15 protein-coding genes are annotated in these 12,584 nt (G+C 70.0%); 6 read left to right on the top strand and 9 right to left on the bottom strand.

The genetic code is table 11. The annotated features are described in order from the left end of the window. Nucleotides 1-111 precede the first annotated feature (111 nt). Nucleotides 112-1,239 (bottom strand): DUF5938 domain-containing protein, encoded by a 1,128-nt coding sequence (locus tag ACFVJS_RS20465; protein ID WP_378884137.1) that lies wholly within the window; start codon nt 1,237-1,239, stop codon nt 112-114. Between the two features lie 2 nt (nt 1,240-1,241). After that, nucleotides 1,242-2,024, bottom strand: coding sequence for an SDR family NAD(P)-dependent oxidoreductase (locus tag ACFVJS_RS20460; protein ID WP_378884134.1), 783 nt, complete (start codon nt 2,022-2,024; stop codon nt 1,242-1,244). Nucleotides 2,025-2,174: 150 nt separating this feature from the next. On the opposite strand from ACFVJS_RS20460, the gene ACFVJS_RS20455 reads away from it, so the two are divergent. The 3 genes from ACFVJS_RS20455 (at nt 2,175) to ACFVJS_RS20445 (ending at nt 3,734) form a co-directional block, all read left to right on the top strand. After that, the gene (locus tag ACFVJS_RS20455; RefSeq protein WP_378884131.1) at nt 2,175-2,816 is read left to right on the top strand and encodes a TetR/AcrR family transcriptional regulator; all 642 of its coding nucleotides are present in this window, start codon (nt 2,175-2,177) and stop codon (nt 2,814-2,816) included. Next, nucleotides 2,813-3,064, top strand: coding sequence for a hypothetical protein (locus ACFVJS_RS20450; protein WP_378884128.1), 252 nt, complete (start codon nt 2,813-2,815; stop codon nt 3,062-3,064). The genes ACFVJS_RS20455 and ACFVJS_RS20450 overlap by 4 nt, the downstream gene beginning before the upstream one ends. A 154-nt stretch (nt 3,065-3,218) precedes the next feature. After that, complete coding sequence (locus ACFVJS_RS20445) at nt 3,219-3,734, top strand: DoxX family protein (protein ID WP_378884125.1); 516 nt, start codon at nt 3,219-3,221, stop codon at nt 3,732-3,734. A gap of 12 nt (nt 3,735-3,746) precedes the next feature. Here ACFVJS_RS20445 and nhaA read toward each other — a convergent pair whose 3' ends face one another. Next, nucleotides 3,747-5,630, bottom strand: a complete 1,884-nt coding sequence (nhaA, locus tag ACFVJS_RS20440) for a Na+/H+ antiporter NhaA (protein ID WP_378884122.1) — start codon at nt 5,628-5,630, stop codon at nt 3,747-3,749. 683 nt (nt 5,631-6,313) lie between these two features. Here nhaA and ACFVJS_RS20435 point away from each other — a divergent pair. Continuing rightward, nucleotides 6,314-7,027 carry a TetR/AcrR family transcriptional regulator gene (locus tag ACFVJS_RS20435; protein ID WP_378884120.1) on the top strand — a complete coding sequence of 238 codons (714 nt, stop codon included), beginning with the start codon at nt 6,314-6,316 and terminating at the stop codon, nt 7,025-7,027. A 50-nt stretch (nt 7,028-7,077) separates the two neighbouring features. Continuing rightward, entirely contained in the window at nt 7,078-7,479 is a 402-nt protein-coding gene (locus tag ACFVJS_RS20430; RefSeq protein WP_378884118.1) for a VOC family protein, read from the top strand. Nucleotides 7,480-7,482: 3 nt separating this feature from the next. On the opposite strand, the gene ACFVJS_RS20425 is transcribed toward ACFVJS_RS20430, so the two are convergent. The 3 genes from ACFVJS_RS20425 to ACFVJS_RS20415 form a co-directional block, all read right to left on the bottom strand. Further along, nucleotides 7,483-8,364, bottom strand: coding sequence for an NAD(P)-dependent oxidoreductase (locus tag ACFVJS_RS20425; protein WP_378884116.1), 882 nt, complete (start codon nt 8,362-8,364; stop codon nt 7,483-7,485). An 83-nt stretch (nt 8,365-8,447) separates the two neighbouring features. Then, nucleotides 8,448-9,266: a sulfurtransferase gene (locus ACFVJS_RS20420; protein ID WP_378884113.1), complete on the bottom strand. Its 819-nt coding sequence runs from the start codon at nt 9,264-9,266 to the stop codon at nt 8,448-8,450. Nucleotides 9,267-9,291: 25 nt separating this feature from the next. After that, nucleotides 9,292-10,185, bottom strand: coding sequence for a LysR family transcriptional regulator (locus tag ACFVJS_RS20415; RefSeq protein ID WP_378884110.1), 894 nt, complete (start codon nt 10,183-10,185; stop codon nt 9,292-9,294). Nucleotides 10,186-10,278: 93 nt separating this feature from the next. On the opposite strand from ACFVJS_RS20415, the gene ACFVJS_RS20410 reads away from it, so the two are divergent. Continuing rightward, nucleotides 10,279-10,974, top strand: coding sequence for a type 1 glutamine amidotransferase domain-containing protein (locus ACFVJS_RS20410; RefSeq protein WP_378884108.1), 696 nt, complete (start codon nt 10,279-10,281; stop codon nt 10,972-10,974). Nucleotides 10,975-11,131: 157 nt separating this feature from the next. On the opposite strand, the gene ACFVJS_RS20405 is transcribed toward ACFVJS_RS20410, so the two are convergent. From ACFVJS_RS20405 to ACFVJS_RS20395, 3 genes are all read right to left on the bottom strand, one after another. Further along, on the bottom strand, nt 11,132-12,049 hold the full coding sequence (locus ACFVJS_RS20405; RefSeq protein ID WP_378884105.1) for a universal stress protein: 918 nt from the start codon (nt 12,047-12,049) through the stop codon (nt 11,132-11,134). Further along, nucleotides 12,046-12,249, bottom strand: a complete 204-nt coding sequence (locus ACFVJS_RS20400) for a hypothetical protein (RefSeq protein WP_378884102.1) — start codon at nt 12,247-12,249, stop codon at nt 12,046-12,048. The genes ACFVJS_RS20405 and ACFVJS_RS20400 overlap by 4 nt, the downstream gene beginning before the upstream one ends. Continuing rightward, nucleotides 12,246-12,584 (bottom strand): BON domain-containing protein (locus tag ACFVJS_RS20395; RefSeq protein WP_378884099.1); only part of this gene is annotated, 339 nt, incomplete at its 5' end. The genes ACFVJS_RS20400 and ACFVJS_RS20395, both read right to left, overlap by 4 nt.

Genomic DNA, 12,584 nt, shown 5'->3' with positions numbered 1-12,584 from the left:
GTCGACGACCTCGGCATACGTCCAGGTCTCCTCGCCGCAGACGAGACAGGGCGTGTCGCCTCCGAGCGAGGCACCCTTGTCGAGGTAGTCGACGAGCCGCATCGGCGCCCCTCAGCCGCGCTGCCGGGTCACGACCGGCTCCGCGACCAGCCCGAAGGCCTGCAGCTGGCCGAGCAGCTCGCGGTGGCCGAACGCCTGGCAGCCTGACCGATGACGACGCGGCGGTTGCTGCAGCAGCGAGTAGGCGACGTAGGCCTGCAGCAGCCCGGTCTGCTTGTAGTTCTGGTTGCCGTGGATGACGCAGTGCGCGCGCCCCAGCGGACCGGAGGCGTGCACCGAGTCGAGCGACTTGTTGAGCCGCGGGTTCTCGCGCGGCGGCATCTGGTTCATCACCTGGGCCGCGGTGGCGGTCAGCGCCTCGTCGCGCTGCTCGGGGTCCATGTCCTTGGTCGCCTCCAGCGCACCCGCGACGATCTGCGGCACGCCGTTCATCAGGGCGGCGTTGAAGACGCCACCCTGGGCCTTGCAGGTGGCCACCTTCGGGTCGCGGCGGTACCAGACCGGGTGCGACGTGCCGCCCCACGGCAGCGAGAGCGCGAGCTCGTGCTGGCCGGGGACCACGAGCGGGACCAGCCCCGCGTTCGGGTCGAACTCGACGTACGCGTTCTGCTCCAAGTAGTGCGCCTTGGAGGTGGCGGCGTTGACCAGGATCGTGCGGGTCGAGGCGATCGTGGGAGAGCCACCCCAGAAGACGGCGATGTCAAGGGTGTCGAGGCCGGGCTGCTCGAGGCAGATCTCGGCGGCGATCTCGCCGGTGGTGTACATCTGCGCGATGCCAGGCGCGAGCAGCAGCCCCTTCTCCGCGTAGTCGGGGCCGTACGTCTCGTCGCAGGTGATCAGCCAGTCCTGCTCACCGGTGGTGTCGGTGTAGTGGACACCGGCGGCCAGCGCCGCCTCGACGACCTCGGGACCGTACTTCGAGAACGGGCCGACGGTGTTGAGCACGACGCGCGCCCCGGTGAGCAGCTCGGTGAGCGCCTCGACGGAGTGCTCGACCTCGGCGATCTCGTAGTCGGCGGTCTCGATGCCCGGGACGTTGGCGGCCATCGAGGCGACCAGCTTGTCCTTGGAGCGGCCGGCGGCCACGAACGGCACCCCGAGCTCGCGCAGGTATTCACAGACCAGCCGGCCGGTGTAGCCGGAGGCGCCGTAGACGACGACGGGCTTGTTGTCACTCATGGTCACATCCCCATTCCACCGTCGACCGGGAGGCCGACTCCGTTGATGAACCTCGCCTGGTCGGAGGCGAGGAAGACGACCGCGTCGGCCATGTCCTCGACCGTGCCGAGCCGTCCCGACGGGGTGAGCTCGACGACGCCGGCGACGGCCGCGTCGGGCGACTCGAAGAGGCCGAGCTGGGCGACGTCGTTGGCCAGCCCGGCGCCCATCTCGGTGGGCACGAGCCCGGGATAGATGCAGTTGACGCGTACGCCGTAGCCGAGCTTGCCGCTCTCCATGGCCGCCACCCGGGTCAGCCGGTCGACGGCGCTCTTGGTGGCCGAGTAGACCGAGATGCCGGGGAACGCGATCGTCGCGGCGACCGAGGCGACGTTCACGATCACGCCCCCGTTGCCGGCCGCGCCGTCGGGCCGCATCGTCCGCAGCCCGTGCTTGAGGCCGAGCGCGGTGCCGAGCACGTTGACCTCGAGCATCTTCTTGATGTCGGCGGGGTCGAGCTCGGTGACGAGGCTGGTGATCTCCACGCCGGCGTTGCTGACCAGGATGTCGAGTCCGCCGAGGCCGTCGACGGCTGCGGCGACGCCCGCCTCCCAGGAGGCGTCGTCGGTGACGTCGAGGCGCACGAAGGCGCCGCCGATGGACTCGGCCACCTTCGCGCCCTGGTCGTCCTTGACGTCTGCGACGGCGACCTTGGCGCCGGCGGCGGCCAGCGCCCGGGCCATCCCCTCGCCCAGACCTTGGGCTCCGCCGGTGACGAGCGCTGTGCGTCCGCTCAGATCGGTCATCTATGACTCCTTCGTCGCTGTGATGTCGCTGTGATCGGGATCACAGGCAATCGCGAATCTTGACGACTGTCAAGAGTTTTCTTGACGATTGACCAAAGAATGGTTCGGATGGCTCCGGGAGGGGTGCAAGAGGGGGTATCGTTGCGGCTCATGACCCAGGTCGCCGCTCCGAAGGCGTCTCGCCGCACGCCCGCCGACAAGCACGACGAACGCCGCAAGGCGCTCGCCGAGTCCGCGCTGAGGACCTTGGGGGAGCTGGGCTACGCGCGTTCCAGCCTGCGCGAGATCGCCAACAACTCCGAGTTCAGCCACGGCGTCGTGCACTACTACTTCAGCGACAAGCTCGAGCTGATCGTCTACTGCGTGCGCTACTACAAGGAGACCTGCGTCCACCGCTACGACGGCGTGGTGGCCGAGGCGACCTCGCCCGACGACCTCGCCGAGCGGTTCGGTGACAAGCTGGTGGAGACGATCGTCGAGGAAGCCCCGATGCACCGGCTTTGGTACGACCTGCGCTCGCAGTCGATGTTCGAGGAGAGCCTGCGCGAGGCCGTCACCCAGATCGACCAGAGCCTGGAGGACATGATCGGGCGGATCGTGGACCGCTACGCCACGCTCGCAGGCGCCGAGCCGGCGATCGCCGCTCCGGTGGCGTACGGGATGTTCGACGGCATCTTCCAGCAGGCGCTCCTGGGCCACCTCAACGGTCGCGACGGCGCCTTGGAGGACCTGCGGGCGCAGGTCGTGGGGCTGATGCCGATGCTGCTCGCCCAACCAGGAGCGATGCGATGAGACCGATGATCGGCCTGCCCACCGGGGCCGAATGGGCCTCCCTGATCGGAGGGGCCGCGCTGCTGCTGGTCTGGTTCGCGCTCACCGTGTGGTGGCTGCTGATGCTGATCCAGGCGCTCCGCACACCGGACAGCGTCTGGTCGTCGGCCGGCCAGAGCAAGATCCTCTACGTCCTGCTGATGATCTTCCTGGGCTGGCTGGGTGCGCTCCTCTACGTCTTCATCGCCCGCCCCGCGCTCCGCGCCTGAGCCTCAGACCACATCGCGACCACGGCCGCCGCGGAGCCCAGGGAGAGAGTGCGAGCAGCAGCATTCGGGTAGCCGACGGCGTCGCTGCACGTCTGGTGACCGAACTCCTCCTAGGCTGGGCCAACCCGACTCCACAACACCGAGGACTTCTGTGATGGACCCCGTCGACCTGGCCCTGATGCTGCTCCGTCTCGCAGTGGGCGGCACGATGATCGCCCACGGCGTCAACCACTGGCGCGGAGGCGGCAAGATCGCCGGCACGGCCGGCTGGTTCGAGAGCCTCGGCCTGCGTCACGGCACCCTGCAGGCATGGGCGAGCGTTGTGACCGAGATCGGCGCCGGCGTTCTGCTCATCCTGGGCCTGCTCACCCCGCTCGCCGCGGCCGGCGTGGTCGGGGTCATGCTCGTCGCCGCCCTGCTCGCGCACCGACCCAACGGGTTCTTCGTCTTCAAGGAGGGCTGGGAGTACGTCATGATCCTGGCCGTCGTCGCGGTCGTGCTCGGCGTCACCGGCCCCGGCACGATCTCGCTCGACTCGGCGCTCGGCATCGTCTACGACGGCTGGATCGGCGGCGCGGTCGCCCTCGGCGGCGGCGTGCTCGGCACCGCGCTCCTCCTCGCCGCCTTCTGGCGCCCGCAGCGCCAGGACACCTCGGCCGAGGACGCGTGAACCCTCGCCGGGTCAGCGGCGCGAGCGCATCCCCAGCCGGGCGGTCTCACCGGTCGCGTCGCGCTCGAGCTCGGCGATGAGGGTGCGGGCGTCGTAGCGGCCCTCGTGGCGGTGCGTTCCGACGAAGAACGTCGGGGTGCCGCGGGCGCCGCTGTCGTTGGCCGAGGCCATGTCCTCGCGGACACGCTCGGCCAGCGCTGGGTCCTCCAGGTCGCGCAGGAACTGCTCGACGTCGAGTCCCAGGACACCGGCATAGCCGGCGAGATCCTTGTGCTCGAGCTCGTTCTGGTGCTCGAAGAGATGCTTGTGCATCTCCCAGAAGCGGCCCTGCCGCCCGGCTGCCTCGACGGCCACAGCGGCCAGCTCGGCATGGGGGTGCTGGGGGAGGGGGAGGTGGCGTACGACGTAGCGGATGCGGGAGCCGAAGTATTCGCGGACCTCGTTGGCGGTGCCGGTGGCACGGGCGCAGAAGGGGCACTCGTAGTCGAGGTACTCGACCAGGGTGACCTCGGCGTCGACGTCGCCGTAGATGTGGTCGCGCTCCGGGTCGACCGGGGGCGTGAGGAGCTTCGGCAGCGCTGCGTCGCGCTGGCCGAGGAAGCGCGCGGCGACCTGGAAGATCACCCAGCCGAGCACCGAGGCGAGGACGACGGAGAGCAGTACGCCGACGATCGCGTCGCGCTGCAGCGTCTCGGAGTCGAAGGCGAGGGTGGTGATCAGCAGCGCGACCGTGAAGCCGATACCGGACAGAGCCGCGCCGCCGAGGACGTGGCCGCCGCCGACGCCCTGGGGCAGCCTTCCGAGGCGCAGCCGGGTGGCGGCGTACGCGGCGCCGCCGATGCCGAAGGTCTTGCCCAGGACGAGGCCGGCGATGACACCCCAGGTCACCGGCGAGCGCAGCGCCTCGCCGAGCACCCCGTCGCGCAGGTCGACACCGGCGTTGGCCAGGGCGAAGACCGGCACGATGAGGTAGCTCGTCGGCACGTGCAGCGACTCCTGGAGCCGCTCGTTGACCGAGATCGTGCGGGTCAGCTCGTCACGGGTCTCGCGCTGCAGGGTGGGCAGCGGCGACTGCCGGAACGCCCGGAACCGGGAGGTCGCGACCTCCATCTGCGCCCGGGTCGGTTCCGCGGCCGGCACCAGCAGCCCGGCCAGCATCCCGGCGATCGAGGCATGCAGACCGGCCCCGAGGGTGGCCACCCAGGCGATCAGGACGAGCAGTACGTAGGGCCCTGCTCGCCACACCTCGAGCCGGTCGAGAACGAAGATCCCGACCAAGGCCAGCCCGGCGACGACCAGCGGGCCGACCTCGAGGTGGTCGGTATAGGCCACCCCGATGACACTCACGGCGACGATGTCGTCGATGACGGTCAGGGTGAGCAGGAAGATGCGCAGCTGCGTCGAGACGGCAGGCCCGACCAGCGCGAGCATGCCGAGCAGGAACGCCGTGTCGGTGCCGATCACGATGCCCCACCCGCGGGCCGCCTCGCCCGAGGGGTTGAGCAGCAGGTAGATGAGTGCCGGCAGGGCGAGCCCGCCCGCTCCGGCGATCAGCGGCACCACCATGCGGCGGCGGTCGGTGAGCTCGCCGACGGCGAGCTCGCGGCGTACCTCCAGCCCGACCACGAAGAAGAAGACCACCATCAGGCCGTCGTTGACCCAGTGGTGCAGGTCCATCGAGAGTCCGACGTCGCCGAACCGCACCGACACGACCGTTTCCCACAGGTGCTCGTAGCCGTGGGACCACGGCGAGTTGGCCCAGGCCAGCGCGAGCAGCGACGCGACCACCAGCAGTGCCGCGCTCGTCGACTCCAGATGCATGAAGTGCCGCAGTGTCGTGCCGAGCTGGCCGGTCAGGTCCTCGTCGCGCCGGCACCGTGTCTGCTGTTTCGCCACGGATCAAGCGTAGGCGGGGCGCGGGTCGGCGGGTGGGAGTGCCCACGTGAGAGTCGCCCCAGCGTCGTACGGCGACCAGGCCGGCGAGCGTGCCCTGGAGCAGCGTGCCGTCAGGGAGGATCGTGCCGACCATCTGCAGGGTGTTGGCCAGAGGCCCGAGGCCGAGGAACGTCTCGGAGAGAACCCGGCCGTCGGCCGGGTCGATCCGGGCCAGCCGCCAGGTCAGGCCGCCGCCGCGGCAGGCGACGGTGTAGAGGACGTTCTCCTCGCGGGAGAGCCGCGGGACCGCGGCCGACGGCACCTCGTTGCGCCAGACCGACGCGCAGGTGCCGGACCTCTCGTCCACGTCGATGCGCTCCATGCCAGTCGGAGTTCATGTGGCGGTCGCCACAGGCGTTACACGAATATCCAACAGATGCGTGACCTGTCACCCACATGGTCGTTGGGCACCGTGACGGCAGGTAACAGCCGGACGACAGCGCCAACACATTGGTGCCACCCGGTGTCCAGTCGTTCATGGGGGCTTCCGGTGCATGCGTCCGGGTAGTGATGGACGCAAACTCGCACATCGTGGACATAGCCCAATCGAACTATGTCCTATAGGTCCTATGACTCATTTTTTGTAGAGGATAAAGTCCTTTCAAGTCTTCCTTGAAAGTCCGGAGGGGAGTTAGATGGGCAACATGACAACTAGGCGTTCTCGGCCCGGCCGCCCTAGGCATGTTCCCGATTCAGGTACGACCTCACCGCGCGACCAGATCCTGGATGCCGCCTCGCGGCTGTTCGTCTCCCAGGGTTTCGCGGCGACGTCTACCCGCGAGATCGCCGACATGGTCGGCATCCGCCAGGCATCGCTCTACTACCACTTCGCGGGGAAGGACGAGATCCTCGGAGAGCTTCTCCGCCGGTCGGTCCGCCCGACCACGGACAAGGTGGAGAAGATCCTCAACCGCGTGCCCCCGCTCGACTTCGAGACCGCGCTCTACCTGCTGGTCCTCGTCGACGTACGCACCCTGGCCGACGTGCCGCACAACGTGGGCATGCTCTACCAGCTGCCCGACGTGGCGAAGTGCGAGGTCTACGACGAGTTCCGCAACGAGCACGCCGAGCTGGCCGCCCACTACGCGGACCTGGCCAGCGAGGTGGCCTCGAAGACGGTGCGCGCGACGGTCAGCCGCAAGCAGCTGGGTGACCTGCTCATCCAGCAGGTCGAGGGCGTGATCAACATGCGCACCGAGGACCCGGACCGCAAGATCCCGTGCCGCGAGGCGTGGGCCATCGCCGCGACCTGCCTGCGGATCTGCGACGTGCCGCAGGAGAAGATCGACGCGGCCGCACCGATCGCCATCGACCTTCTCCCGCAGTTCATCGACGAGAAGGTGGCCGAGCCGGTCTGAGGCGTCGAAACCCGGTGGACTCGGGTCCACGCGTAGGTTTCGATGTGGGCATGGCCCTCTTCGTCTCGCACACGACCATCGACTGCCACGACGCGTACACGCTGTCGGAGTGGTGGAAGAACCTGCTCGGCTACGTCGATGTGGAGGGTGACCCGAACCTCCCCGGTCACGAGGAGTGCATGATCCTCGATCCGGAGACCGGCCACCGGCTGCTGTTCATCGAGGTGCCGGACGAGGAGCTGCCCGCCAAGCGGATCCACCTCGACCTGCGCCCGCGCACCGGCACCCGCGACGACGAGGTCGAGCGCGTCCTGGGCCTGGGGGCGACACAGGTCGCCGACCACCGCGGCAAATATGGTCCCGGGACCGGCTGGGTGATCTTCGCCGATCCCGAGGGCAACCAGTTCTGCGTGCTGCGCTCCGAGGCCGAGGTGGCAGCCCAGGAGGCTTAGGCCTCAGGCTCGTAGCCGGAGCAGCTCGAACAGGCTGGAGAACCCCTGATCGCCGTGGCCCTGGGCGATCCGGCGGTCCATCAGCGACTTCACCTCCCGCATCCGGACGGCCTCCACGCCGGTCGACTCGCGGTGCCCGATCAGGTCGTCCATCAGCGCGGCCTGCACGTCGAGGGAACCGAGGTCCGGGCCGTACGAACCGCTCTTGATCGCGCCCGCCATCATCCTGAGCAGGCCGGCGTAGCCGTTCAGAGACGCGGCGACCCGTTCGGTGAACGCCTCCAGATCCATCCTCTCGGCCTCGACCAAGCTGAGGGTGTGCAGGAAGCCGATCAGGAACTCGTAGCCCATCGCGACCTGAGCGTTGAACTCGACGGCCGCGAACCCGGCGTCGGACCCGTGATAGGTGAGCGACCCCAGCTCCTGGAGCAACGGCTCGACGGCCTCGAAGGTGGCGCGGTCACCGCTGAACGCCAGCGAGATCCTGGACGTGCCCACGTCGGGCGGGTCTCCCATGACCTTCCCGTCGACGTACGCGGCCCCGTGCTCGATTGCCCACGCCTCGTTCGCCCGCGCCTGTGCCGGCGAGCCGCTGGTGAGACTGACCAGGGTGCGGCCCGCCGCGGCGGCGCCGACGGAGTGCAGGACGTCCTCGACCGCGGTGTTGTCCAGCAGGCTGAGCACCGTCACCGGGCTGGCCGCCACCGCCTTCGCTGCGGTGGACGCGACGGCTGCGCCTGCGTCGGCGAGCGCCTCGGCCTTGTCGGCCGTCCGGTTCCAGACCGTGGTTCGGTAGCCGCGCTCGAGATACGCCCGCGCGACCGCCGATCCCATGCTGCCCATCCCGATCACGGTGACGGCGGGGCGGTCGTTGGTGTCCGTCATGGTCTCAACTCCCTCAATGGTGGTGTGCTGCCATCCTGAAAGATGAAGTTGACTTGAGGTCAAGGGAGTTCGGCGGTCGCCGGTCAGCCGGTCGCGACCGGAAGGTCGTGGTTGCTCCACTGGCTCCATGAGCCCGGAAACAGCGCAGCGTCGTAGCCGGCGATCGTCAGCGCGGCGATCTCGTGGGCGGCGGTGACGCCGGAGCCGCAGTAGGCGGCCACGGGGGAGCCGGGCCTGACCCCGAGCGCGTCGAAGCGGGCGCGAAGCTCCTTCACCGGCAGGAAGCGACCGTCGGCGGCGAGGTTGTCGGTGGTGGGCGCTGAGACCGCGCCGGGAATGTGCCCGGCCTTCGGGTCGACTGGCTCGACCTCGCCGCGGTAGCGCTCCGCGGCGCGGGCGTCGAGCAGCAGACCTTCGTACGCCTCGACGTGCTCGAACGGCAGCACGGGCAGGTGGCCGGGGGTCAGTGTGATCGTGCCGGGATCGGGCACGACGTCGGTGGTGGTCAGCGGATGGCCCGCGGAGGTCCACGCGTCGAGGGCGCCGTCGAGGAGGCGTACGTCGGCGACGCCTGCCCAGCGCAGCAGCCACCAGGCGCGGGCGGCGGAGGTGTTGCCGACGGCGTCGTAGACGACGACGCTGTCGCCCTCGGAGATGCCCCAGCGGCGAGCAGCCGCCTGCAGGTCGGCGAGGTCCGGCAGCGGGTGGCGTCCGTCGGTCGGCTCGCCGTGGCGGGCCAGCTCGGTGTCGAGGTCGACGTAGACGGCGCCGGGGATGTGGCCCTCGAGGTAGGACTCGTGTCCGGGCGGGCCGCCGAGCTGCCAGCGTACGTCGAGGAGGACCGGGGGCTCGCCGGAGGCGAGTGCGGTCGCGAGGTCGTCGGCGCTGATGAGTACGTTCACAGGTTGGATTCTTCCAGGAACGAGGTCACGTGCTGGCCCATCCGGCGGCCTCGGCCCTCAGGTGTCGGCAGACCTGCGCGACGGTCGGTGGCGGGCTGTGCCCGGTGACCAGCCAGAGCGTGTTCAGCGGACCCAGCCGGGGCTCGTGGAGGCGTACGACGGTGCCGTCGGCGAGGGCGCCGTCGACCAGGTAGCGGGGCAGGACCGAGGCGCCGATGCCGGCGACGACGGCGCGGAGGATGCCGCGCAGGTCGGGGAGGACGAGCGCGGTGCGGTTGGTGGGGCGCTCGTCGAACTCGGTCAGCCAGTATCGCCTGATGATCGGGAGGTCGGGGGAGTAGGCGGCCAGCGGCACGCCCGCGAGTGCCCGCACGGGATCTTGTGCGAGCTCGGCGGGATCGACCTGCGCCGCGAGCGCAGGCGCCGCGACGAGGAGGAACTCTTCGTCGACCAGCGCTGTCGACCGCAGTCGATCGTGGTCGGCACGTACGGAGGAGACGACCATGTCGAGCCGCTCCCCGGCGAGGTCGTCGAGGAGATCCTGGGCCAGGCCGGTGGTCACTGACAGGTCGAGCCCGTCGCGCACCAGCGGCGCCAGGGCGGGCACGATCCGGGCGGCCATCACGTCGGCGGCGCCGCCGATCCGGATGCTCGCGGGGCCGATCGGGGGCTCGGTGCCGACGGCGCCGCGGAGCTGGTCGACCAACGGGGTGATCCGGGCGGCGAGGGCATCGGCGCGGCCGGTCGGCACCAGCCCGGTGCGGGACCGCTCGAACAGGGTGGCGCCGATCTCGTGCTCGAGCTTGCGGATCCGGGCGGTCACCGCCGGCTGGGAGAGGTCGAGCCGACGGGCCGCGGCGCTGATCGACCGCTCCCGGTAGGCATGCGCGAACGCTTCCCAGAGATCGAGCGAGGTCATAGAAATCATTATGACCATCCGGGACGCGGCGGGAGTGAAGCGGGGAAGGTCGTCGTTAGGTCATCACCGAACCACAACAAGGAGGAACAACTCGTGACACGCGTACTGATGGTCGTCTCGGCGGCCGACACCCTCGTCCTCGCCGACGGCAGCGAGCACCCGACCGGCTACTGGGCCGAGGAGGTCGCCGCCTCCCACGAGACGCTGGCTGGCGCCGGCGTGGAGATCGACATCGCCACCCCGGGTGGCCGGAAGCCGACTGTCGACGCGCTCTCGCTCAACGAGCAGGGCGGCGTCCAGCCCGAGGACGCCGAGCGCTTCCGCGCCTACCTCGCCACCCTCGAGGACCAGCTCGCGAACCCGCTCGCGCTCGCCGACGTCGACCCGTCGGCGTACGACGCCGTCTACATCCCCGGCGGCCACGCCCCGATGAGCGACCTCGTCGACGACCCCGCGCTCGCCGCGATCCTGACCGCCACCGACTCCGCCGGCCGTCCGGTCGTGGCGCTGTGCCACGGCGTCGCCGGTCTCCTCGCCGCCATCGGCGAGGGTGGTTGGCTCTTCGGTGGGCGCCGGATGACCGGGTTCACCGACACCGAGGAGCAGCAGGGCGGCTACGGCGACAGCATCCCGTTCTCGGTGGAGCAGCGCATGCGCGCGGCCGGCGGCATCGTCGAGACCGGTGAGCCGTGGAGCGACACCGTGGTCGTCGACGGCACCCTGATCACCGGCCAGAACCCGCAGTCCAGCGTCTCGACCGCGAAGGCGCTCCTGGAGCGGCTCGGCTGACGTAGCCCGATGACCTGACGAGGCCCGGCGACCAACCGGTCGCCGGGCCGGTGGGTCAGCGGACCGGAGCTCCCGGGCCCAGCGGGAGGGCCAGCGCCTACCACAGGAAGAGCAGGGCGGTCTGGGGCGTGCGGTGAAGGGATGAAGGCCGAAGGTCTCAGGACGGCAGCGGCAGGACCTCGACCGGACAGGCCGCCTCGCGCAGCAGCGCCCGCGTGACGCTGCCCAGGTGCGGAAAGGCGTTCAGGTGCCCGGCCCGTCCCACCACGACGAGGGCGGCGGTCTCGGCTGCCGTGATCAACGCGTCCGCGGGGGCCGCCGCGAGGACCTTGCCCGCGAGCGGCGTGCGGGCTGTCTCGGGGGTCTGCGCTCGGGCCCGTTGGATGAGGTCCTCGACGTAGCCCTCCGCGCGCATCGTCCAGTCGCGGGTGGTGGCATGGTCGGCCAGCTCGGCGTGCATGGCCATCAGCTCGAGACCATGGAGCGCGGTGACCGGCTCGTTCAGCCGGTCAGCCTCCTCCAGGGAGTGGGACAGCACCTGGTCGTCGGCCTTGTCACCGCTGACGCCGACGACGACGCCGGCGCGTCCCGCAGCCGACCAGTCCTCGGGGACCACGGTGACGGGACAGTGGGCGTGACCGGCGACCCGGGACGAGACGGACCCGGTGAACACCCGGCGTACGCGAGAGAGCTGCCGCCGTTGGATCACGACGCGATAGGCATCCTGTGACTCCTTGATCAGGACGTGGGCGGCATGGCCGCGCAGCAGCTCACCGGTGACCTCGACCGCGCCATCGACGACCTCTCGGGCACGTGCCTTGGCGTCGTAGAGCCGTTGCTCGGCGAGCCGGCCGACAGCGGAGTCGTCGATGATCATCGACTGTGGCTGCATCGCACCTGGAAGGCCGAGGATCGGGTCGCCGAAGAGGACGTTCGCCTGGAAGACGGTGACCAGCCGCAGCGGGTGGCCGCTGCTCGCAGCCAGGCGGCCCGCGTACTCGAGGAGGGCACCCTCCGTCGCCGGGTTCTGGATGCCGACGAGGATCGGCGCGGTGGAGGCGGACGGCGTGCTCATGCCATCACGCACACGTGATGGGTGGCGAAGCCGCGGAAACCCCGGTGCATGCCCGGGTTGTGCGTGCCGTCGAATCCGACGCCCTGGGCGCAGTGGACGACGTGATGTCCGAACTCTCGTCCGTCAGCGGCCGCAGCGGACGACGGGGTGAGAACGACGGCGGCGGCGACCGCCACGGCGGGAATCAGGATGCTCTTCATGATGTCACTCCTCGGTGGGTGAAAGGTTCTGGCTGGTCGACCAGCACCCGGTTGACGCCGGCGACCGTCGCAGCGGCGCTCTCGGCGAGGGCGCGGTCCTTCGGCGTCGACGGACCGGTGATCGTGACGCTCCCGTCGGCGACCACGACGCGCCAGTCGGGATGTCCGAGATTGGCCAGGAGCGTGGTGAGCTCCTTGTCCAAGATGTCGTCGTCGCGTGCCAGGGCGCCGGCCACGTCGCTCCTGCTGATGACGCCGACCAGAAGATCGTCGGCATCGAGAACGGGCAGGCTCTTGAGGCCCCGTTCGGCCATGATGTCGACCGCGACCGACAC

The organism is Nocardioides sp. NPDC057772 (genome assembly GCF_042798075.1).
GTDB lineage: Bacteria > Actinomycetota > Actinomycetes > Propionibacteriales > Nocardioidaceae > Nocardioides.
Note: the sequence above shows the minus strand (reverse complement) of the source record. Positions and strands in the feature narration are given on the sequence as shown.